At 37.5% G+C, this 22,777-nt stretch carries 21 protein-coding genes; all 21 read left to right on the top strand.

The annotated features are described in order from the left end of the window. Positions 1-138 precede the first annotated feature (138 nt). The 21 genes from hpf (at position 139) to AB2Q86_RS12965 (ending at position 22,773) form a co-directional block, all read left to right on the top strand. A complete protein-coding gene (gene hpf / locus AB2Q86_RS13065) occupies positions 139-702 on the top strand; it encodes a ribosome hibernation-promoting factor, HPF/YfiA family (protein WP_003729232.1) in 564 nt (187 codons plus the stop codon). Between the two features lie 229 nt (positions 703-931). Next, positions 932-3,445 carry a preprotein translocase subunit SecA gene (gene secA, locus AB2Q86_RS13060; RefSeq protein ID WP_003729231.1) on the top strand — a complete coding sequence of 838 codons (2,514 nt, stop codon included), beginning with the start codon at positions 932-934 and terminating at the stop codon, positions 3,443-3,445. 83 nt (positions 3,446-3,528) lie between these two features. Beyond that, positions 3,529-4,630, top strand: a protein-coding gene (gene prfB, locus AB2Q86_RS13055; RefSeq protein WP_096811844.1) for a peptide chain release factor 2 whose coding sequence is annotated in 2 segments (ribosomal slippage) — positions 3,529-3,600 and positions 3,602-4,630 — 1,101 coding nt in all. Because the reading frame shifts where the segments join, the coding sequence is not laid out codon by codon here. 5 nt (positions 4,631-4,635) lie between these two features. Then, positions 4,636-5,499, top strand: a complete 864-nt coding sequence (locus AB2Q86_RS13050) for a YitT family protein (RefSeq protein WP_003729229.1) — start codon at positions 4,636-4,638, stop codon at positions 5,497-5,499. Positions 5,500-6,003: 504 nt separating this feature from the next. Continuing rightward, positions 6,004-6,690: a cell division ATP-binding protein FtsE gene (ftsE, locus tag AB2Q86_RS13045; RefSeq protein ID WP_003726222.1), complete on the top strand. Its 687-nt coding sequence runs from the start codon at positions 6,004-6,006 to the stop codon at positions 6,688-6,690. Continuing rightward, positions 6,680-7,564 (top strand): permease-like cell division protein FtsX, encoded by an 885-nt coding sequence (gene ftsX, locus AB2Q86_RS13040; RefSeq protein WP_003729227.1) that lies wholly within the window; start codon positions 6,680-6,682, stop codon positions 7,562-7,564. The genes ftsE and ftsX overlap by 11 nt, the downstream gene beginning before the upstream one ends. A 75-nt stretch (positions 7,565-7,639) precedes the next feature. Further along, complete coding sequence (locus AB2Q86_RS13035; RefSeq protein WP_003729226.1) at positions 7,640-8,833, top strand: NlpC/P60 family protein; 1,194 nt, start codon at positions 7,640-7,642, stop codon at positions 8,831-8,833. A gap of 119 nt (positions 8,834-8,952) precedes the next feature. After that, a complete protein-coding gene (locus AB2Q86_RS13030; RefSeq protein ID WP_003729225.1) occupies positions 8,953-10,257 on the top strand; it encodes a murein hydrolase activator EnvC in 1,305 nt (434 codons plus the stop codon). Positions 10,258-10,380: 123 nt separating this feature from the next. Further along, positions 10,381-11,829 carry a cardiolipin synthase gene (gene cls / locus AB2Q86_RS13025; RefSeq protein WP_003729224.1) on the top strand — a complete coding sequence of 483 codons (1,449 nt, stop codon included), beginning with the start codon at positions 10,381-10,383 and terminating at the stop codon, positions 11,827-11,829. A 27-nt stretch (positions 11,830-11,856) separates the two neighbouring features. After that, positions 11,857-13,032, top strand: a complete 1,176-nt coding sequence (locus tag AB2Q86_RS13020; protein WP_003729223.1) for a S1C family serine protease — start codon at positions 11,857-11,859, stop codon at positions 13,030-13,032. 150 nt (positions 13,033-13,182) lie between these two features. Continuing rightward, on the top strand, positions 13,183-13,893 hold the full coding sequence (locus AB2Q86_RS13015; protein ID WP_012580758.1) for a response regulator transcription factor: 711 nt from the start codon (positions 13,183-13,185) through the stop codon (positions 13,891-13,893). After that, positions 13,893-15,668 (top strand): two-component system histidine kinase PnpS, encoded by a 1,776-nt coding sequence (gene pnpS / locus AB2Q86_RS13010; protein ID WP_012580759.1) that lies wholly within the window; start codon positions 13,893-13,895, stop codon positions 15,666-15,668. Before AB2Q86_RS13015 ends, pnpS begins: the two co-directional genes overlap by 1 nt. A gap of 255 nt (positions 15,669-15,923) precedes the next feature. Next, positions 15,924-16,832 carry a phosphate ABC transporter substrate-binding protein gene (locus AB2Q86_RS13005; RefSeq protein ID WP_003725429.1) on the top strand — a complete coding sequence of 303 codons (909 nt, stop codon included), beginning with the start codon at positions 15,924-15,926 and terminating at the stop codon, positions 16,830-16,832. Between the two features lie 93 nt (positions 16,833-16,925). Then, complete coding sequence (pstC, locus tag AB2Q86_RS13000) at positions 16,926-17,849, top strand: phosphate ABC transporter permease subunit PstC (protein WP_003741167.1); 924 nt, start codon at positions 16,926-16,928, stop codon at positions 17,847-17,849. After that, a complete protein-coding gene (gene pstA, locus AB2Q86_RS12995; RefSeq protein WP_003722630.1) occupies positions 17,846-18,730 on the top strand; it encodes a phosphate ABC transporter permease PstA in 885 nt (294 codons plus the stop codon). Before pstC ends, pstA begins: the two co-directional genes overlap by 4 nt. Positions 18,731-18,757: 27 nt before the next feature. After that, positions 18,758-19,573 carry a phosphate ABC transporter ATP-binding protein PstB gene (pstB, locus tag AB2Q86_RS12990; RefSeq protein WP_003763935.1) on the top strand — a complete coding sequence of 272 codons (816 nt, stop codon included), beginning with the start codon at positions 18,758-18,760 and terminating at the stop codon, positions 19,571-19,573. Between the two features lie 14 nt (positions 19,574-19,587). After that, positions 19,588-20,367 carry a phosphate ABC transporter ATP-binding protein PstB gene (gene pstB / locus AB2Q86_RS12985; protein WP_003729221.1) on the top strand — a complete coding sequence of 260 codons (780 nt, stop codon included), beginning with the start codon at positions 19,588-19,590 and terminating at the stop codon, positions 20,365-20,367. 12 nt (positions 20,368-20,379) lie between these two features. Beyond that, complete coding sequence (phoU, locus tag AB2Q86_RS12980) at positions 20,380-21,039, top strand: phosphate signaling complex protein PhoU (RefSeq protein ID WP_003729220.1); 660 nt, start codon at positions 20,380-20,382, stop codon at positions 21,037-21,039. A 267-nt stretch (positions 21,040-21,306) separates the two neighbouring features. Continuing rightward, the gene (locus AB2Q86_RS12975; RefSeq protein WP_003729219.1) at positions 21,307-21,612 is read left to right on the top strand and encodes a metalloregulator ArsR/SmtB family transcription factor; all 306 of its coding nucleotides are present in this window, start codon (positions 21,307-21,309) and stop codon (positions 21,610-21,612) included. 105 nt (positions 21,613-21,717) lie between these two features. Then, the gene (locus tag AB2Q86_RS12970) at positions 21,718-22,104 is read left to right on the top strand and encodes a hypothetical protein (protein ID WP_012580760.1); all 387 of its coding nucleotides are present in this window, start codon (positions 21,718-21,720) and stop codon (positions 22,102-22,104) included. 21 nt (positions 22,105-22,125) lie between these two features. After that, the gene (locus AB2Q86_RS12965) at positions 22,126-22,773 is read left to right on the top strand and encodes an HD domain-containing protein (protein ID WP_012580761.1); all 648 of its coding nucleotides are present in this window, start codon (positions 22,126-22,128) and stop codon (positions 22,771-22,773) included. Positions 22,774-22,777 lie beyond the last annotated feature (4 nt).

Raw genomic sequence — 22,777 nt, 5'->3', positions numbered from 1 at the left:
TAAATAAAGATAAGTGAATGTAAGCTTCTTAGCTCTTTGTGCAAATGTTTGCAAAACACATCGTTTTCACGTAGACTAAGGGTAAGAAGAATACTCTTCTTTATCGTTATTTTGTTTTATTTCAAAGGAGGAATTGCTATGCTTAAGTACAACATTCGTGGTGAAAATATTGAAGTAACGGAACCGATTCGAGATTACGTAGAAAAGAAAATCGATAAACTAGAACGATATTTTACAGAAACTCCAGACGCTAACGTTCATGTTAATTTAAAAGTATATTCCGATAAAAATGCGAAAGTTGAAGTGACTATTCCGCTCCCAAATCTTGTGCTACGTGCAGAAGAAACAAGTGGAGATTTATATGCTAGCATCGACTTGATTGTGGATAAATTAGAAAGACAAATTCGCAAACATAAAACAAAAGTAAACCGCAAGTTCCGCGACAAAGGCGCAGAAAGAGATTATTTTGCTTATTCAGATGTTAATGGCAGCACACCACCAGAAGAAAATGAAAGTGATTTTGATCTTGAAATTGTAAGAACAAAACAATTTTCATTGAAACCAATGGATAGTGAAGAAGCTGTTTTACAAATGAATTTGCTGGGTCATAGTTTCTATGTTTACACTGATGCGGAAACAAACGGTACCAATATTGTTTATTCTCGTAAAGACGGTAAATATGGTTTGATTGAAACAAATTAATTTAAAATAATAATTACAGATGGGGGCCAATCTTGGTCTCCATTTTTTTACTTTAAGATGAGGAATTTATGGCATTTTGATAATTTTATTGATTAAAAAGAGATAACCAGTTGTATATTTTAGTTAATAAGTGATAGAATTAGTTTGTATATTTAAATGAAGATAATTCCTGAAAGTTATTATAGATGAAACCGCGTGATGACAGCGAAAACAGTAGAGGAGAATTTAAATGGCTGGACTATTGAAAAAGATTTTTGAATCAGGAAAAAAAGATGTTAAATATTTGGAGAGAAAAGCAGATGAGATTATTGCTTTAGCAGATGAAACTGCGGCTCTTTCGGATGATGCTCTACGCGAAAAAACAGTAGAGTTTAAAGAGCGTGTTCAAAAAGGTGAAACGCTGGATGATTTATTGGTAGAAGCTTTTGCTGTTGCCAGAGAAGGTGCGAAACGTGCGCTAGGCTTATATCCATTTAAAGTTCAATTAATGGGTGGGATTGTACTACACGAAGGTAACATTGCCGAGATGAAAACTGGTGAAGGTAAAACGTTAACAGCGACACTACCAGTTTATTTAAACGCGCTTTCTGGTGAAGGTGTGCATGTTGTTACAGTCAACGAATACTTGGCTCATCGTGATGCTGAAGAAATGGGTGTTTTATACAATTTCCTTGGACTTTCTGTAGGGCTAAACCTAAATGCTTTATCGAGCACAGAAAAACGAGAAGCTTATGCATGTGATATTACGTATAGCACAAATAATGAATTAGGATTTGACTATTTACGTGATAATATGGTTGTTTACAAAGAGGAAATGGTACAACGTCCACTAGCTTTTGCCGTTATCGATGAAGTCGATTCCATTTTGGTCGATGAAGCTAGAACGCCATTAATTATTTCTGGTGAAGCGGAAAAATCAACTATCTTATATGTGCGCGCAAATACTTTTGTACGCACGCTTACAGAAGAGGAAGATTATACAGTTGATATTAAAACAAAATCTGTTCAATTGACCGAAGATGGTATGACAAAAGGGGAAAACTACTTTGATGTAGAAAACCTTTTTGATCTAGAAAACACAGTAATCTTACATCATATTGCTCAAGCGTTGAAAGCGAACTATACAATGAGCCTAGATGTCGATTATGTTGTTCAAGAGGATGAAGTGCTAATTGTTGACCAATTTACTGGTCGTATTATGAAAGGACGTCGTTTCAGCGAAGGTTTACACCAAGCCCTTGAAGCAAAAGAAGGCGTAACAATTCAAAATGAGTCCAAAACAATGGCGACAATTACATTCCAAAACTATTTCCGTATGTATAAAAAACTTGCGGGGATGACAGGTACTGCAAAAACGGAAGAAGAAGAATTCCGTGATATTTATAATATGCGTGTTATTGAAATACCAACTAATAAAGTAATTATTCGTGATGATCGTCCAGATTTAATCTTTACGACGATTGAAGCAAAGTTTAATGCAGTAGTAGAAGATATCGCAGAACGCCACGCAAAAGGTCAGCCTGTGCTAGTTGGTACTGTTGCAATCGAAACATCTGAACTTATTTCTAGCAAACTAAAACGCAAAGGAATTAAACATGATGTATTAAACGCGAAGCAACACGAACGTGAAGCTGATATCATCAAAAATGCCGGTGAACGTGGTGCGGTAGTAATCGCAACCAATATGGCTGGTCGTGGTACGGATATCAAACTTGGTGAAGGTACAATTGAAGCTGGCGGTTTAGCAGTTATAGGTACGGAACGTCATGAATCTCGCCGTATAGATAATCAGTTACGTGGTCGTTCTGGACGTCAAGGGGATCCTGGTGTAACGCAATTTTATCTTTCTATGGAAGACGAATTGATGCGCCGCTTCGGCTCTGACAATATGAAGTCTATGATGGAACGTTTTGGCATGGCAGAAGATGCTATCCAAAGTAAAATGGTTAGTCGTGCAGTTGAATCAGCACAAAGACGTGTGGAAGGAAATAACTTTGATTCCCGGAAACAAGTTTTACAATATGATGATGTACTTCGCCAGCAACGTGAAGTTATCTATAAACAACGCTATGAAGTAATTAATGCGGAAAATAGTTTACGTGAAATTATTGAACAAATGATTCAACGTACAGTCAACTTTATCGTTTCTAGCAATGCATCAAGCCATGAACCGGAAGAAGCGTGGAATTTGCAAGGGATTATCGATTATGTTGATGCGAACTTACTTCCTGAAGGCACTATCACGCTAGAAGATCTACAAAATAGAACAAGCGAAGATATTCAAAATCTAATTTTAGATAAAATCAAAGCAGCTTACGACGAAAAAGAAACACTACTACCTCCAGAAGAATTTAACGAATTCGAAAAAGTAGTATTGCTTCGTGTTGTTGATACTAAATGGGTTGATCATATCGATGCGATGGATCATCTGCGTGACGGTATTCATTTACGAGCTTATGGTCAAATTGATCCGCTTCGTGAGTATCAATCAGAAGGCTTCGAAATGTTTGAAGCAATGGTATCGTCCATTGATGAAGATGTTGCTCGTTATATCATGAAAGCAGAAATTCGCCAAAACCTTGAACGTGAGCAAGTTGCCAAAGGAGAAGCAATTAATCCAGCTGAAGGTAAACCAGAAGCGAAACGCCAACCAATTCGCAAAGATCAACATATTGGACGTAATGATCCATGCCCTTGTGGTAGCGGCAAAAAATATAAAAATTGTCATGGTAAAGAAGCATAGATTGAAACAATTTAAAAGCGCCTGAAAGACGGCGCTTTTTGCTATGAAAGTTTGTAAGTAAATTTAAAAAAGGTGGAATTAGAATGGAATTAGCAGAAATTCGTAATGAACTAGAGAAAACAGCACAGCAAATCAAAGACTTTAGGGGGTCTCTTTGACTTAGACAGCATGGAGGTTCGAATTGCTGAGTTAGAAGACCAAATGTTGGACCCGAATTTTTGGAATGACCAACAAGCTGCACAAAAAGTAATTAATGAGTCAAACGGATATAAAGAAACATACCAAGCTTTCCATGCCCTAGAAGAAGAACAAGAAAGCATGGAAATTAGTCTGGAACTATTAAAAGAAGAAGCAGATGAAGATTTACAAGAAGAATTAGAAAAAGATATTAAAGCATATATGGCGACTATTAGTGAATTTGAATTAAAACTAATGCTAAGTGACCCGTACGATAAAAATAATGCTATTTTAGAATTGCATCCAGGTGCTGGTGGTACCGAATCACAAGACTGGGGCTCGATGTTACTACGCATGTATCAACGCTGGTCTGAGAAAAAAGGCTTTAAAGTGGAGATGCTGGATTATCAAGCAGGTGACGAAGCTGGAATTAAAAGTGTGACATTACTCATCAAAGGGCACAATGCATACGGCTATTTAAAAGCGGAAAAAGGAGTACATCGTCTTGTACGTATTTCTCCATTTGATTCATCAGGTAGACGTCATACATCATTTGTTTCTGTAGATGTCATGCCAGAATTAGATGACGATATTGAAATCGAAGTTCGTACAGAAGATTTGAAAATTGATACGTACCGCGCAACTGGTGCCGGTGGACAGCATATCAATACAACCGACTCAGCAGTTCGGATGACGCATATTCCGTCCGGGATTGTCGTAACATGTCAATCTGAACGTTCACAGCTTAAGAACCGTGAACAAGCAATGAAAATGTTAAAAACAAAACTATATCAAAAAGAACAAGAAGAAAAAGAACGCGAGCTAGCAGAAATTCGTGGAGAACAAAAAGAAATTGGTTGGGGAAGCCAAATTCGTTCCTATGTTTTCCACCCTTACTCCATGGTGAAAGATCATCGCACAAATTACGAAACCGGTAATATTCAAGCGGTAATGGATGGAGATTTAGACGACTTTATCAATGCATATTTGCGTTCTAGGATTGGATAAAAGAGATGGCAAATAAAAGAAAGAAGCAACCGCTATCCCCAGTTGTTTCTAAACTAATTGAGTATGTTTATGTCGTTATTGGTGCGGCTCTTATCGCACTTGCTTTTAATGTTTTGCTGCTCCCAAATCACGTTGCATCTGGCGGTGTGAGTGGGATTAGTACGATTATTAACTATTTAACAGGTTGGAATCCAGCTTTTATTCAGTGGGCATTTAATATTCCTTTATTTTTAGCGGGATTATTCTTTTTAGGTTATCAGTTTGGCTTGAAGACCTTTGTCGGCACGATGCTTTTGCCGTTCTTTGTGTATTTAACGCAAGGCTTGGAGCCATGGACGCATGAACCTTTAGTTGCTGCTTTATTTGGCGGTGTACTTGTGGGGATGGGGCTTGGTATCGTTTTTCGGGGCAAAGCATCCACAGGCGGAACGGATGTCGCAGCACAAATTTTGCATAAATATTCCCATCTAACATTGGGCATTTGTGTTGCTTTGATTGATGGTTTTGTTGTTATTTCAGCGATGTTTGTTTTTGATATTGAGTCAGGACTATACGCACTTGTGGGACTGTTTGCTACAAGTAAAACGATTGATTTAGTGCAAGTAGGTTTAAATCAATCTAAAACAGTGTTCATTATTTCTGAAAATCAAGAAGCAATTCGCCAAGCAATTCTGTTTAAAATCGACCGAGGTATAACTCGTCTTTCCGCAAAAGGGGGCTATACCGAGGATGATAAGCAAATTTTATTATGTGTCATTGCGCAAAGTGAATTTTCAAGATTAAAAGAAGTAATAAAAGAGATAGATCCAGAGGCATTTGTGGTCGTAATGAGCGCAAGTGAGGTAATGGGTGAAGGCTTTACTTCATAAAAAAGTACCATTTTTTGACTTTTTCAGTCAGGAAATGGTACTTTTTTAAGTTTTTCAGGTTGTTTTTTGACAATTTGATGACAAACGAGTTTAGCCTAGTTGTAGACTTTGGGCTATTTCCACTGGATTGGTCTATTCCGATAGCAAGAACTGTAATGATTTTTAATGTACCTGTAATGTTATTTAGGGTAAAAACAAGTTACAATGTTAGCAGTAGAAAAGACCAATGTGGGTTCTTTTTTATTTTGTCTTAATAATACTAAAACCACAGACAAATATATATTGGAAATAGACGTAATAATCGTATTTCCTATTACAATAATTGAGATATTGTCACACCCTGAAATATAATTGTAATGCAATTAACCTATAGATGAAAAACTGTCATGGTATAATTAAGCTTATGTTGTGAGTTTAAATTCGTACCTGCCAACAACTCATCTTCATGGTTACCATGCATTACCTAAAATGTAACTCAGTAGAAAGGCATAGTAAGGTGATAAAATGATATTAATGGAAGATGTTTATAAGAAATACCCTAACGGCATAACTGCTGCTAATGGACTCAACATTAACATTGGCGAAGGGGAATTTGTTTATGTAGTAGGTCCGAGTGGTGCTGGTAAATCTACCTTCATCAAAATGATTTACAGAGAAGAACGAGCGACAAAAGGCAAAATCATCGTAGACAAATTTGATTTGATTAATATGAAAAATCGTGAAATCCCATATTTACGTCGTAACGTAGGCGTGGTATTCCAAGATTACAAATTACTTCAAAGCAAAACAGTTTATGAAAACATTGCTTATGCGATGGAAGTGGTTGAAACTGAGCCGTCCGTAATTAAAGAACGTGTTATGGAAGTGCTAGACTTGGTCAACCTTAAGCATAAAGTAAGAATGTTGCCGGATGAACTTTCCGGTGGTGAGCAACAGCGGATATCCATTGCCCGCTCCATTGCGAATATGCCTAAAGTATTAATAGCAGATGAACCGACCGGTAACCTGGATCCTGATACTTCATGGGAAATCATGAATATCCTTGAAGAAATAAGCAATCGCGGAACAACCATCGTGATGGCAACCCACAACAAAGAAATTGTTAACACGTTGAAACACCGGGTAGTAGCTATCGAGAATGGAAGAATTGTTCGAGATGAGCAGCAAGGAGAATATGGCTATGAAATTTAGGACTGTAGGAAGACATATAAGAGAAAGTTTTAAAAGCCTTTACCGGAATGGTTGGATGACCTTTGCAGCAGCGAGTGCAGTAACAGTAACACTTATCTTAGTCAGCGTGTTTTTTGCAATATTGATCAACATGAACAAGCTTGCAACAGATGTAGAAAACAATGTACAAATTAACGTACATATTTCTCTAAGCGCAGACAAGAAACAGCAGCAAGAACTTGAGAAAAACATTGAGAAGATTGATGGAGTTGATAGTGTCAGCTTTTCTTCTAAAGATGATGAATTGAAGAAATTAGTTGGTGCGTACGGCAAAAACTTCGAATTGTTTAAACAAGATAATCCACTATATGATGTGTTCGTTGTAGAGGCTAAAGAGCCAACACAAACGAAGACTATTGCTAAAAAAGTAGAAAAATTAAAGTATGTAGATAATGTAGAGTATGGTGAGAAAACAGTCGATAAATTGTTTGATACCTTGAAATGGGGACGATATGCTGGTATTATACTAAGCATTGGGTTATTACTAACAGCAATGTTCTTAATATCAAACACAATCAAGATTGCGATTTTCTCCCGTCGAAGAGAAATAGAAATAATGAAATTAGTAGGAGCGACCAACTGGTTCATACGCTGGCCTTTCGTTTTAGAAGGTGCTTGGCTAGGATTAATTGGCTCGATTGTCCCGGTTGTGTTAACATTCATAGGCTATGTTAATATTTACAACTTGGTGAATCCGAAGTTAGTGACTAGTTCACTATCACTTCTGCCTCCAACACCGTTCGCCTATCAAATTAGTGGTTTGATTATTGCAATCGGCGTACTAATCGGAATTTGGGGAAGCGTAATATCTATCCGCAGATTCTTGAAAGTCTAACTCAGAAAATTACTTGATTCGAAATAAAAATAATTTAAAAGAAAAAGCTAGGGAGCTTTTTAGGAGGTAAACTTTTTGAAAAAGAATACGTTTATTGCGATCTCACTCGCAGCAGTTATCAGTTTGACGCCAGCTTTTACGACAAATGTTTTTGCGGACGTGAATACAGACATCCAAAATCAAGATAAAAAAATCAACGACATCAAGTCTAAAAAATCAGATTTACAATCAGATCTTTCTGGTTTAGTAGCAGACCTTGAGAAAGCTCAAGAAAAAGCTAAATCTTTACAAGGAGAATTTGATAAAACAGGCAAAGAACTTAAAAAACTTAATGAAGATATTAAAAGTATCAATGAACGTATTAAAGAACGCGAAAACGTTTTAAAAGAACGTGCTCGTGCAATGCAAAAAACTTCTAATTCTAACGCTTATCTTGAAGTTATCTTAGATGCAGAAAACCTTTCTGACTTAGTTGGTCGTGTTTCTGCAGTTAACCAATTAGTTGATTCAGATAAATCCATTTTAGAAGATCAACAAAATGACGAAAAAGCTTTAAAAACAAAACAAACTGCTGTTAAGAAAAAACAAGAAGAACAAGCAACAGCAATTCATGAATATGAAGCACAACAAAATAAAATCGAAGCACAAAAAGCTGAAAAAGAAGCAATCGTTGCTCAACTAGCTTCTGATCAAGCAAGTGCTGAAAACGCAAAAGCTGGTCTTGTAAGCGAACGTGATAAAGCAGCTAAAGAAGCTACTGCACGTGCAACAGCTTTACGTGAAGCAACATCTTCAAACGTTGGACAAACAACAAATACTGCTTCTACTTCTAGCAACAAATCAGAAGCAAAAGTAGAATCAGCAAGCAACAGTTCAGCACCAAGTTCTGCAGCACCATCTAGTGGCGGATACTCAGCAATGATTGCTGCAGCTAACGCACAACTAGGAAAACCTTATAGCCTTGGCGCAAGCGGCCCAAGCGCGTTTGACTGTTCTGGATTTACTTCTTATGCATTCCGTGCAGCTGGTGTTTCTCTTCCAAGAACATCTGGTGGACAATATGCAGCAGCATCAAAAATCAGTGCTAGCCAAGCAAAACCAGGTGACTTAGTATTCTTTAACTACGGTAGCGGAATTGCTCACGTTGGAATTTACGTTGGTGGCGGTCAAATGATTAACGCTCAAAACAACGGCGTTAAATATGACAACATCACTAGCGGTTACTGGGCTAAATATCTTGTAGGATATGGCCGTGTAGCTAACTTCTAATCATTATTGAAAAGTTAAAAAGCACCTTTGTCGTTTTAAACAAAGGTGCTTTTTTATATGGTATGGTAAAGGGAATTATGAAGTTCCTAGTCAAATAGAGAATAGAAAAGGAGCTTAAAATGTTTAAAAAATATGGGGTAGCAACTGCACTTAGCCTTTTGATTATTTCTGCGCCCTTAACAGGTGCACATGCAGATACCATCAATGATATGCAAAAACGCCAAAACGAAATAGAACAAAAAAAATCAGAGCTTGATAAAAATATAGACTCAAAAAATTCAGAGCTAAACCATCTAGAAAGTGCTGAAAAAGATGCTGCTAAAGAATTAGAGTCACTTTTGAAAAGCATTGATGACACTAACAAGAAATTAAAAGAGCAAGAAGACAAAGTGAGCTCTGAAAACGATAAACTCAAGAAATTGAAAAAAGAAATGGAAGAATTACGCAACGATATCCGTGATCGTCAAAAAGTACTTGATAATCGAGCACGTGCTATCCAAACAACTGGAACAGCCACTTCTTATTTAGATATGATTTTTGAAGCAGATGATTTTAAAGAGCTTGTCGACCGCGTGACAGTTGTATCTGCAATTGTAAAAGCGGACCAAAATATTATGCAAGACCAAAAAGATGACCAAGATAAACTAAAAGTAGCAGAAACCACTTCTGAGAAAAAATTAGAAAATTTAAAAGTACTTGCAGTTGAATTGGAAGTTTCGAAAAACAATATGGAAAGCCAAAAACAAGAAAAAAATGATTTAGTTATGGCATTAGCAAACAAAAAAGACTTAACGAAAAACGAGCAAACGCTTTTAGCTAGTGAACAAGGCGCACTTACTGATGAAGAAAAACGACTTGCTTCCAATATTGCTGGCGAAAAAGCAAAACAAGAAGCTGCAATTAAAGCTGCTGAAGAAAAACGAATGCAAGAAGCGGCATCAAGCGCTAAAAATTCCACTGTTGTTAAACAACCAAGTTCATCATCCAATGGAGCTACAGAAACAGTAAGTTCTGGCGGAGGTCAATTCATTAAACCAGCTTCTGGAATTTTAACTTCAGGATTTAGCGAACGAACCAACCCTGTAACTGGCAAATATGAATCCCATAAAGGACAAGATATTGCTGGCGGCGGTACTATTACTGTTTCAGCGGCAGCATCCGGGACCGTCGTATTTTCTGGATTTGGCGCATCTGGTAGTGGATTTGGAGGTTATGGTTATGTAGTAAAAATTGACCATGGCAACGGATTCCAAACATTATACGGACATATGCGTGCAGGTAGCTTGAAAGTAGTAACCGGGCAACAAGTTTCCCAAGGCCAACCGATTGGTATTATGGGATCAACTGGTCAATCGACAGGACAACATCTACATTTTGAAATACATAAAAACGGTATTCCAGTCGATCCAGCACCATATATTTAATTTGAAAACCATTGATGAAAAATCAATGGTTTTTTTCTCGCTTAGAAACGAACTGGAATAGGCTAAATGCGGATTTTATGATATGATACTACTATCAGTTTGTGTAAGAAAAGGGGGAACACAATGGGACTGTTGGCTTATCTATTAGTGATTTTGCTAATTTTAAATGTATTCTTTGCGGCAGTGACGGTCTTCTTAGAAAGACGCGATACATCCGCCACTTGGGCTTGGTTGCTAGTCTTAACTTTTGTTCCGATATTTGGTTTCATTATCTATTTGATTTTTGGGAGAAAACTATCAGGCAAAAAGATTTTTGATTGGAAGGGACAAGAAAAAATTGGGATACAGGAATCTACTGCCAATCAAATAGAAATGATACGGCAAAAAGAATTTCCATTTAGCGATCCGAATGTGAAAAAACATCGTGATTTAATTTATTTATTACTCGTAAACGATGGTGCTATTTTAACGCAAGATAATGAAGTGGAACTTTTTGTGGATGGGCATGAGAAATTCGATGCGCTAATAGCAGACATTGAAAATGCGAAAGATCATATACATCTTATCTATTATATTTTTCATTCCGATGAACTTGGCAATCGTCTAATGCGCGTGCTTGAAAGAAAAGCAGCGGAAGGCTTAAATGTCAAAATTATTTATGATGCAATGGGATCAAGGACAACGAAAAAATCATTTTTCCGTACCTTCCAAAAAAATGGTGGTTTAGTCAGACCATTTTTCCCATCTAAATTACCTTTGATTAATTTCCGTCTTAACTACCGAAATCATAGAAAATTAGCTATAATTGATGGAGATGTTGGTTATATTGGTGGTTTTAACATTGGAGATGAGTATCTCGGAGCATCGAAGAAATTTGGTTACTGGCGTGATACACATTTACGCGTGCATGGTAAGGCTGTTTATGCGATGCAAACTCGATTTATTATGGACTGGAATTCTGCATCATCCACGCATAAAATTGATTACAAAGCGCGGTACTTCCCGACTTTTCATGGGAAAGGGCACACAAGTATGCAAATTGTCTCGAGTGGCCCAGATTCCGAATGGCAACAAATCAAAAATGGTTACATTAAAATGATAAATGCCGCTAAAAAAACGATTTACTTACAATCACCTTACTTTATTCCTGATGCGAGTTTGCTTGAAGCCATCAAGATTGCAGCACTTTCTGGAGTCGACGTTCGAGTGATGATTCCAAATAAACCTGACCATGCTTTTGTTTACCGCGCAACTACTAACTATGCCGGTGAATTAATGGAAACGGGCGCGAAAATCTTTATTTATGATAATGGCTTTATTCACGCGAAAACACTCGTTGTAGATGGTGAAATTGCTTCAGTTGGAACCGCGAATATGGACTTCCGTAGTTTCCGACTTAATTTTGAAGTAAATGCTTTTATTTATGAAAAACAAATGGTGCAAAAGCTGGAAGATGCCTTTTTAGAAGATATTTTAAAATCGTATCAGCTAACACCTGAATTATATGCAAAAAGATCTCTGTGGATTAAATTTAAAGAAGCGGTAAGCCGACTTTTATCGCCTATATTATAGAAGTATTAAAGAAAGCTGGTGTAGAAAATGAATGTTTTTGTTGAAATACTAAATGGAATAGGGAGACTACTTCTACAACCAGCATTGTATGTAGGAATTCTTTTGCTGATAATAGCTGGTTTTAACCGTGTAAAATGGGAACGGAAATCATTTAGTATAAGTATTTATTCACCTTGGCTAGAATTAAAAAATTTCTTCGGGGTGAGCTTGTTGTTCGGCTTAGCTATCTCTGTCGTTACGTCACTTATTGGATTTGGTGTCATGATCGAATGGGTTGCTATATTTAATGCGGTAGCGTGTTTCTTGTTAGTTGTAGGGATGTTCCGTTTGAGCTCGACAGCATTTACTATCGGGATTACAAGTTTAATCTTTTATTTCTGCTATTATTTTGATGTGAACTTAGCGCCATTTACGAATACTGCATTTACGTATGATTCGATTTTCATCGATAATTTTATGGTTTCGATGACATTTTTACTTGCGGTATTATTGTTTATTGAAGCTTTCTTAATCCAATATACTAGTGCGAAAAATCCATCTCCATCACTTCGGAAAAGTAAACGGGGCAAACTAGTTGGCTCATTCCAACTGAGAAAACTGTGGTTTGTTCCAATTGTCATGTTTATACCGGGAGAGGTATTTACGAAGATTTTTGAGTGGTGGCCAGTATTTGCGATTGGTTCACAGTCATATTCATTAATTATTTTGCCACTATTTATTGGTTTCCAACAGCAGGTACAAGCGCAGCTGCCAGAAGAAGCTAGCCGCAAAATTGCTGTCGAAGTAACGACACTAGCAACAATTATTGCTGTAGCTGGTTTGTGTGGAATTGTGATGCCAGTGCTTACTTTATTCGCATTCATGTTTGCGGTTATTGGGCGATTTTGGATATCATACCGCCACTATCGTTTGGAAAAATTATCACCGAAAAAATTTGGTCCTCAGCCAGATGGACTTGTAGTTCTGGGCGCTCGCGCGGCAACACCTTCAGCCCGCTTAAACCTAAAAGCTGGTGAAAAAATTACAGAAGTGAACAGCCAACCAGTGCATACGCGCGAAGAGTTATACGAAGCGCTCAATTTAAACCGAGCCTTTTGCAAGTTGAAAGTAATTGATAATGCTGGTGAACCACGCTTTGAACAAACAGCACTTTATGAGAATGAATCATTTGAACTTGGTTTGTTATTAGTAGAGCCAAGATAATTTTAGGACACCAGTGTTGTTTGAAAGCAGCATTGGTGTTTTAAGTTTTTGTAAAGATAAGATTAATATAAAGGCATTTCTACCCGAAAAAGGTTAATTCATGCTATATTTTAGATAAAAGTGTTACATAAAGAAGGGATGGGAAGTACGTTGGTAAAAATTCTTGTAGTTGATGATGAAGCTTCTATTGTTACGTTACTGCAATTTAATATTGAAAAAGCTGGGTTTGATGTGGTAACAGCAGAAGACGGCAGATCCGGATACGAACTCGCTTTGTCCGAAAAACCAGATTTAATTGTGCTTGATTTAATGCTTCCTGAGATGGACGGAATCGAAGTAACAAAAAAACTTCGCCAAGATAAAGTAAATGTGCCAATTTTAATGTTAACGGCAAAAGATGAAGAATTAGATAAAATTATCGGGCTGGAACTTGGAGCAGATGACTATATGACTAAACCGTTTAGCCCAAGAGAAGTAGTTGCAAGAATTAAAGCAATCTTGCGTCGAACAGAAGGAAAAGCCGAAATCATAGAAGAAATAACCGAAGATTCGGAAGCTACGATATTAATTGGTGATTTGAAAATTTTGCCAGATAGTTATGAAGTGTATTTACAAGATGATTTACTTGATTTAACGCCAAAAGAATTTGAGTTATTGCTATTCTTGGCAAATCATCGCGGAAAAGTTTTTTCCAGAGATCAATTACTTGATACCGTGTGGAATTATGACTACGTTGGAGAAACCCGAATCGTAGACGTTCATGTCAGCCATTTGCGCGATAAAATTGAACTAGATACAAAACAACCTAAATACATCAAAACAATTCGTGGCTTTGGTTACAAAATGGAGAACGTGAAATAATGAAGAAATTATGGCTGAAAATCGGGTTATCCTTTTTTATCTTATTTTTCGTTGTGATGGTCATTGTTGGCGTTTTTTCCGGGGAATTAATGAAATCAACGTACTTAAATATGAAAGAAAGTCAATTAGAGGACGACGCAAAAATCTTACTTCAAACAACAAATATGGAGAATTTGGATTTAGATAAGGATGCCGCAACGATTCAAAAAAGTCTTAATCCGCTCGGGGAAGACATTGATGCGCGTATTACAGTGATTGATAGCGAAGGTGATGTAGTAGCTGATACAAAAAAAGACCCTGAAAAACTTGATAACCACATGAATCGTCCCGAAGTAACAGATATTCTGAAAAAAGGGGAAAGCGTTGGAATTTCTATACGTGAAAGTGATTCGCTTGGTTACAGCATGCTATACGTCGCAGTTCCCGTTAAACATCAAGGAAAAACAGACGGCGTGCTGAGAATTTCGATTTCACTTGAATCTGTTGATGCAGCGGTTGCTAAACTCTGGGGAAACTTAGCACTTATTTTCGGTATTGCACTTGTAATTATCGCAGCAATCAGTGTTTTTATCGCTAGAAAAATCACTAGACCAGTTCGCGAAATCATTGAAGTCTCTACAGATTTGGCCAATCATAAATACGATAGTCGCATTCACGGTAAAATAAGCGGAGAACTTCAAGATCTCTCCATCAGTGTAAACACATTAGCAGAAAGTTTGGAAACGCAAATGTTTGAAATTAAGCAAAATGAACAACGACTTAATGCTATTGTCCAAAACTTAGTAAGTGGCGTAATGCTGATTAATGTCGATAAACAAGTCATCATGACCAACCGCACCATGTATCAAATTTTAGGAGAGACAGAAATCACCGGCAAACCATTTTATGAAGTAATTAAAAGTTTTGCACTGAGCCAGTTAATAGAAGGAACTTTTGAAACAAAAACCATTCAACAAAAAGAAATTATTCTTTATTTCCCGCGCGAAATGATTTTGGATGCAAGTGTTTCACCAATTTTAGGAGAGAATGGCGAAATTACTGGGATTATTTTATTACTGCATGATATCACTCAAATTCGTCATCTTGAAAATGTTCGTTCTGAATTTGTCACCAACGTTTCTCATGAATTAAAAACACCCGTGACGGCTCTCAAAGGATTCGCGGAAACATTGCTTGACGGCGCAATGTACGACGAAGTGCTACTAAAAAAATTCCTAACGATTATTAAAGAAGAAAGCGACCGATTGCACCGTTTGATTATGGATATTCTCGCACTTTCTAGAATTGAACAAAATCCGGTCGCGGAAAACGTTGAACTAGTTGATGTTGACGAGGTAATTGAACAATCTGCTCGCACTATTTTTGAAATGGCGACCGAAAAAAATATTCGAGTTACCATTCCAGAAAAAACAAGTGCATCCGTTATGATTGAGACAGATCGTGACAAGTTGCAACAGATAATAATTAACTTACTTTCTAACGCAATCAACTACACCCCAGTCGATGGAAAAGTAGAAGTTAAATTAATCGAGCAAGAGGCAGAAGTTATAATAGAAGTAACAGACAATGGAATCGGTATCCCGGCTAAAGATATTGACCGCGTGTTTGAACGTTTCTACCGAGTGGATAAAGCACGTAGCAGACACTCAGGAGGCACTGGACTTGGACTTTCCATCGTCAAACATTTAGTTGAAAACTGTGGTGGGCGAATCGAAGTAGAAAGCCAAGAAGAAGTTGGCTCGACCTTCCGCGTCACTTTACCAAAAAAAGCCTAATAAATATCCTGTTTGAAAGAATGTAATCTTTCGGACAGGATATTTTTATTTTATTTACGAAAGAAACAAAATTGGTGTAATAATTTACTAGTTTGCCTTCTGTTTGAAAGATATTCATAAAAAAGTTTACATTTTCGACAAAAAATGCGCTTATTTACAATTACTTAACATTAGCTACACACCACCTTAAATCTCAGACGTTATAGTAATACTTGTAAGGAATAACAATTAAAAAAACAAGGTGGGAATAAGATAATGAAAAAGAAGTATTTGGGAATAGTAGCAATGTTAGCAGCAGTAATGCTTGTCTTCGCAGCATGTGGAAGTGACAGCAGTTCATCAGATAAAGCAAACGGATCAACAAAAGGGGATAAAGAAGTTTCTGGCTCATTAACAGCAGTCGGATCCACTGCACTTCAACCACTCGTTGAAGCAGCTTCCAAAGAATTTATTAACACTAACCCTAAAGCACAAATCAACGTGCAAGGCGGCGGTTCTGGAACTGGTTTAACACAAGTACAACAAGGCGCAGTTGAAATTGGTAACTCGGACGTATTCGCTGAAGAAAAAGATGGCGTAGATGCTTCGAAACTGGTTGACCATCGTGTAGCAGTTGTCGGAATGGCTCCAGTAGTAAACAAAGATGTAGGCGTTAAAAACATTACAAAACAACAATTAATCGACATTTTCACTGGTAAAACTACTAACTGGAAAGACGTTGGCGGTAAAGATGAAAAAATTACAATCATCAACCGTGCGGAAGGAAGCGGAACACGTGCTACTTTCGAAAAATGGGGACTTGATGGTAAAACACCAGTTAAAGCACAAGAACAAGATTCATCCGGTACAGTTCGTAAAATCGTAAGCGAAACTCCAGGAGCAATCAGCTATCTAGCATTCTCTTACATTGACGCTTCCGTAGTTGGACTTTCATTAGATGGTGTTGAGCCAACTGAAGATAAAGTTGCAACTAACGATTGGAAAATCTGGTCTTATGAACATATGTATACAAATGGCGAACCAAAAGGCTTAACAAAAACTTTCTTAAAATACATGACTTCTGATGAAGTACAAAACAATATCGTACCACAACTTGGTTACCAATCAATCAAATCCATGAAAGTGGAACGCGATGCATCTGGTAAACTAACTGACGTAAAATAAAAAGAATGAAATGGGCGTCTATCCTAGTAATACCGGGATAGACGTATACCCATGTTAGGAGTAAACATGGGAGGAGAAAGGAGCTTACGTGACTTGGAAGCGATAAAAGAAAAGAAGCTTACACAAACTTCTAAAAAGGCGCATCTAGAAACTAGAGGCAAAATTATTACATTCATCTGTATTTCGATCATGGTTATTGCCGCAGCGTCTATTTTGTTTTTTGTTATATCGAAAGGTTTAGCAACATTTACAGTTAATAAAGTGTCTTTTGTTGATTTTATAACTGGGACAGACTGGAATCCTTCGCAAAAAGATGCAAACGGAAATCCTCTAGTTGGCGCTTTGCCGATGATTATTGGTTCTTTTGCAGTTACGCTTTTTGCCGCTTGTATTGCAGGACCACTTGCAATCGGTGCAGCCATTTTTATGGTGGAAATCTCACCTAAGTTTGGGAAAAAGATTTTGCAACCAGTTATGGAACTTTTAGTTGGTATTCCATCTGTTGTTTATGGATTCATTGGACTAAGTGTTGTCGTTCCATTTATTCGTGACCATATTTCGGGAAGTGGTTTTGGTATTGCAGCTGCTACTGTAGTTTTAACAGTAATGATTTTGCCGACTGTTACTTCACTTAGCGTAGATGCAATTAAATCTGTTCCACGTCACTACCGAGAAGCTTCGTTGGCACTTGGCGCAACACGTTTCCAGACGATTTGGAAAGTAGTGCTTCGTAGCTCGCGTTCAGGAATTTTGACGGCGATTGTATTCGGGATGGCTCGTGCATTCGGTGAAGCTCTTGCTGTACAAATGGTTATCGGGAACTCTGCTGTTATTCCAACCTCATTATTTGAACCAGCTTCCACATTAACTAGTATTTTAACAATGGGTATGGGAAATACAGTTATGGGTACGCTTGATAATAATATCCTTTGGTCACTTGCAATGGTGTTACTCGCAATGTCACTATTTTTCATCATTGTAATCCGCTTCATCGGACGTAGGAGGAAAGTCAAATGAATGTAAAAACAAAAGATAAAATCGCGACAGGCGTTTTCTATGCCATTGCTGTATTAATTGTCATTATTTTAGCCGGCTTATTAGGCTATATTTTAGTAAAAGGTGTTCCGCAACTTAGCTGGAAGTTTTTGACGACCCCACCACAGTCGTTCCAAGCTGGCGGCGGAATCGGTCCTGAAATCTGGAATTCATTTTATATGCTCGTTATTACGATGATTATTTCTGTTCCTATCTCGCTCGGTGCGGGAATTTATATGGCAGAATATGCGCGTAAAAATTGGATTACAGATTTAATTCGTACAACGATTGAAGTGCTTTCCTCACTTCCATCTATTGTCGTAGGGCTATTCGGTTTCCTTGTTTTTGTTATTCAAATGGGGTGGAGCTTCTCGGTTATTTCCGGGGCGCTTACACTAACGATTTTCAATTTACCACTATTAATTCGTGTTGTCGAAGAGGCACTTAATGCCATTCCAAACACGCAGCGTGAGGCAGGGCTTGCTCTCGGTTTATCCAGATGGGAAACAATCACGCGAGTACTTGTTCCGGCAGCATTACCGGCAATTATTACCGGAGTTATCTTAGCAGCTGGACGGGTATTTGGTGAAGCAGCCGCGCTAATTTTCACAGCAGGGCAAAGTACACCTATTCTTGATTTCACTGATTGGAACCCGGTCAATCCAGCTTCACCGCTAAATATTTTCCGCCCAGCAGAAACGTTAGCTGTTCATATTTGGAAAATTAATGGTGAGGGAATTATGCCAGATGCGCAAGCTGTTTCTGACGGAGCATCTGCTGTATTAATTCTTTCCGTATTACTTTTCAACGTCCTAGCTCGCCTGCTTGGAAAATTTGTTTATAAGCGCATGACCTCGTCTTAAAAAGCCAGGAAAAGGAGATTTTAAATGATGTTAACGAAGAAACCTGAAATTAATACAATTTTACAAACAACACCAGATCCTCACTCACTTCCTGCTGCGATGGCGACAGAGGATTTGCACGTATATTATGGAGATAATCACGCAATTAAAGGTGTTGATTTAACCTTCCCGGAAAATAAAGTAACAGCTTTAATCGGACCATCTGGTTGCGGGAAATCAACTTATCTAAGAGCATTAAACCGAATGAATGATGAAATTGACGGTTGCCGTATGGAAGGACAAATTTTATACGACGGCATTAATATCAACCGCAAAGAAGTCGATTTATACAATGTTCGTAAAGAAATAGGCATGGTATTCCAAAAGCCAAATCCATTCACGAAATCTATCTATGAAAATGTTGCTTTTGGACTTAAACGCCATGGCATGAAAAACAAAAAAGAAATCATGGAACGAGTTGAAAAAAGTTTGCGCCGAGCAGCTCTTTGGGACGAAGTAAAAGACGATTTAGGAAAAAGTGCGCTATCCCTTTCCGGTGGACAACAACAACGACTTTGTATCGCTAGAGCAGTTGCAATGCAGCCTAAAGTATTACTACTCGATGAACCAGCCTCTGCGCTAGATCCAATTTCCACAAGTAAAATTGAAGATTTAATTAATGAGTTGAAAAATAAATATACCATCATTATCGTAACGCACAATATGCAACAAGCAGCTCGGGTTTCAGACTATACTTCTTTCTTTTATCTAGGAGAAGTCGTGGAATTCTCAGGAACATCCGAACTATTTACGAATCCACAAGAAAAACAAACCGAAGACTATATTTCTGGTAACTTTGGCTAGAAAGGAGCTTTTTTATGACAACCGAAACTGCTGAAAAAGTAGAGTATATCATTGAAACAAAAGATGTAGATTTATTTTATGGTTCCAAACAAGCATTACAAAAAATCGCTTTAAATATTAAAAAGAATCAAGTTACCGCGCTAATTGGGCCGTCTGGTTGTGGGAAATCAACTTTTCTCAGAACGCTTAATCGGATGAATGACCTGATACCTAATGTAAAAACAACTGGTGAAATCCATATTGGTGGCGAAAATGTCCAAGATCCTAAAATCGATATGGTTAATTTACGAAAAAAAGTGGGTATGGTCTTTCAACAAGCTAACCCATTTCCATTTTCAATTTATGATAACGTAGCTTATGGTCCACGGATGCATGGTATAAAAGACAAAAAAGTGTTAGATGAGATTGTTGAGAGAAGTTTGCGTCAGGCGGCTCTTTGGGAAGAAGTTCATGATAGATTAGATCGTTCGGCAATTGGTATGTCAGGTGGGCAACAACAACGACTTTGTATCGCACGTGTGCTTGCAGTTAAACCGGATGTTATCTTGATGGATGAGCCAACTTCCGCGCTAGATCCAATTTCGACAGCAAAAGTAGAAGATTTGATTTTAGAATTGAAAAAAGACTATACGATTGTTATTGTGACACATAATATGCAACAAGCATCCAGGATTTCTGATGAAACTGCCTTTTTCCTTAACGGGCACATTGTGGAGTTCGCGGATACGACAAGTATTTTTACCAACCCAGCAGAAAAAGAAACCGAAGACTATATTTCAGGAAGATTTGGATAAAGGAGTGTTATTATGGTAGTCAGAAAAATTTTTACGGAACAGTTAAACGACTTGCACCAACATCTAATGGAAATGGGAATGCTTGCAAATGAAGCGATTTTTAAAGCGGTGAAGTCACTTGTGCACCGCGATACCGAGCTTGCCAAACAAGTAGTTGCAGAAGATAAAGCAATTAATAATATGGAACTTTCACTAGAACAACGCTCTTTTGAGTTAATTGCTCTGCAACAGCCAGTCGGTATGGATTTACGGAAAATTGTTACTGTACTGAAAACAAGCTCTGATTTAGAACGTATTGGTGACCACGCAGTAAGTATTGCCAAAACAGCTATTTTAATTGGCGAAAGTAAAGTTTTAAAGCCGATTCCCGAAATACCAGAAATGGGCGAAATTGTAAAAGCAATGCTACAAGACGTATTAAAAGCTTACCTTGCAGAAGATGAAGTTGCTGCTCGCGAAATTGCTGCTCGTGATAATGAAGTCGATAAGCTTCATAAAATCGTTTATCAAAAATGTATTCATTTCATGCAAGAAGAGCCAGAACATATTGAAGATGTTTCCCAACTACTCTTAGTTTCCCAGTATATCGAACGTATTGGTGACTATGTAACAAATGTGTGCGAATGGATTGTTTACTTGAAGAGCGGCGAAATTGAAGATTTAAATAGATAAAAAAAGCCCGATTTTCCTTTCCACAGGTTAATCGGGCTCTTTTTGGTGTGTTAGGCGGTTTAAATAACTTCTCAATATTTAAAACCCTTTTATTCCCCAGCGCTCCTTTCTTAATGATAAAAAAATTGTATCATTGAAACAGAGAAAATCTTGTTTTTGCTCAAATTTAATCATTTTTTAGTAGAGGTGTTGTTAAACTTGCGGAATCATTCCTATTTAAGTATCATATGAGTATATGAACATATATGGAAAATGGAGTGATATTCAATGGAAAACGCAAAACAATCTTTAGATGAAGAAACGCTATTTAGTGTCACGCAGATTTTTAAGGCGCTTTCTGATCCAACGCGTGTGCAGATTTTAAGTTTGCTTCAGGACCGCGAGTACTCTGTGAATGAAATTGCGCGAACACTTGCGTTTAACCAAACAACTGTTTCTCACCAGCTGCGTTTTTTGAAAAACTTAAGGCTTGTGAAATCAAGACGTGAAGGCACAACGATTTATTATATGCAAGATGATAATCACGTATTAGAATTACTTACACAAGCAATTCGACACGTGCACCATCATTAAGTGGGACGCTCAGAAAACCTTTTTAGGAATGATGGGTGTTTTTTATCCCAATTAAACAGAGATTATGGTAAAGTAAGTAACAAATAAAAGCTTGGAGGAAGTATTTTGAAGAAATTATCACCAATGCAAAAATTCATTGTTATTACAGGAATTATAGTGATGATTATTATTGCGGTTTTAGCAGTAGTTTGGAATAACAATCTTACGGTAGTCATCGGTTTATCTATCGCGCAATTTATTATCATTCAGTTCGTTTGTTATGTCGGGATTTATTCACATATGAAAGTAGGGACAGCTCGCGGGACAAAGCTGTTTAGCTGGGGAATATTGACGACACTTTTATTTTCAGCAATTATTTTCATTTTTGCTACCGATAATTTTAGAACTTACTCAGCCGCAATGATTGCGTTAATTGGTTACGCTGCGGCGCTAATGATGCGTGAAATCGAAAATACCAATCCTGCTAATAAAAAACAAAAACGCGAAGAATAAAACGAAGAATGGAGGGATAATATGGGAATTCATCAATATTTCCAAAGTTTATCAGATTTAGAAAACATTTATCGTTGCCCAGGAAAATTTAAATATCAAGAGCACTCTGTTGCAGAACATTCATATAAAGTTACTTCCATTGCTCAATTTTTCGGCGCTGTAGAGGAAGAAGCCGGGAATGAAGTGAATTGGCGTGCACTATACGAAAAAGCGCTAAACCACGATTATTCCGAGCTTTTCATCGGTGATATAAAAACGCCTGTAAAATACGCAACGACAGAACTCCGCGAAATGCTTTCAGAAGTAGAAGAAAGCATGACAAAAAACTTTATTGAACGGGAAATTCCAGAAACGTACCAGCCGATTTATCATCATTTGCTAAAAGAAGGTAAAGACAGTACGTTGGAAGGGAAAATCCTCGCAATTTCTGATAAAGTAGATTTGTTATATGAATCCTTTGGTGAAATTCAAAAAGGAAATCCAGAAAATATTTTTGTAGAAATCTATAGTGAAGCACTTGCAACCATTTATCAGTACCGAGAAATGGCTAGCGTGAAGTACTTTTTAAAAGAAATTTTACCAGATATGCTTGCTGAAAAAGGTATCGAAAAAACAGAATTACCACAGCTTACAACGGAAATAACGACCAAAGCATTGCGAGACGCGTAAAAAA

The sequence above is a fragment of the Listeria monocytogenes genome (genome assembly GCF_041765605.1).
Classification (GTDB): domain Bacteria; phylum Bacillota; class Bacilli; order Lactobacillales; family Listeriaceae; genus Listeria; species Listeria monocytogenes_D.
The sequence above is the reverse complement of the archived record's forward strand: the minus strand, read 5'-3'. Positions and strand labels throughout refer to the sequence as shown.

Coding starts and splice junctions, on each gene's coding strand:
- hpf (WP_003729232.1), top strand. CDS start 139: ATGCTTAAGTACAACATTCGTGGTGAAAATATTGAAGTAACGGAACCG.
- secA (WP_003729231.1), top strand. CDS start 932: ATGGCTGGACTATTGAAAAAGATTTTTGAATCAGGAAAAAAAGATGTT.
- AB2Q86_RS13050 (WP_003729229.1), top strand. CDS start 4,636: ATGGCAAATAAAAGAAAGAAGCAACCGCTATCCCCAGTTGTTTCTAAA.
- ftsE (WP_003726222.1), top strand. CDS start 6,004: ATGATATTAATGGAAGATGTTTATAAGAAATACCCTAACGGCATAACT.
- ftsX (WP_003729227.1), top strand. CDS start 6,680: ATGAAATTTAGGACTGTAGGAAGACATATAAGAGAAAGTTTTAAAAGC.
- AB2Q86_RS13030 (WP_003729225.1), top strand. CDS start 8,953: ATGTTTAAAAAATATGGGGTAGCAACTGCACTTAGCCTTTTGATTATT.
- cls (WP_003729224.1), top strand. CDS start 10,381: ATGGGACTGTTGGCTTATCTATTAGTGATTTTGCTAATTTTAAATGTA.
- AB2Q86_RS13020 (WP_003729223.1), top strand. CDS start 11,857: ATGAATGTTTTTGTTGAAATACTAAATGGAATAGGGAGACTACTTCTA.
- pnpS (WP_012580759.1), top strand. CDS start 13,893: ATGAAGAAATTATGGCTGAAAATCGGGTTATCCTTTTTTATCTTATTT.
- AB2Q86_RS13005 (WP_003725429.1), top strand. CDS start 15,924: ATGAAAAAGAAGTATTTGGGAATAGTAGCAATGTTAGCAGCAGTAATG.
- pstA (WP_003722630.1), top strand. CDS start 17,846: ATGAATGTAAAAACAAAAGATAAAATCGCGACAGGCGTTTTCTATGCC.
- pstB (WP_003763935.1), top strand. CDS start 18,758: ATGTTAACGAAGAAACCTGAAATTAATACAATTTTACAAACAACACCA.
- pstB (WP_003729221.1), top strand. CDS start 19,588: ATGACAACCGAAACTGCTGAAAAAGTAGAGTATATCATTGAAACAAAA.
- phoU (WP_003729220.1), top strand. CDS start 20,380: ATGGTAGTCAGAAAAATTTTTACGGAACAGTTAAACGACTTGCACCAA.
- AB2Q86_RS12975 (WP_003729219.1), top strand. CDS start 21,307: ATGGAAAACGCAAAACAATCTTTAGATGAAGAAACGCTATTTAGTGTC.
- AB2Q86_RS12965 (WP_012580761.1), top strand. CDS start 22,126: ATGGGAATTCATCAATATTTCCAAAGTTTATCAGATTTAGAAAACATT.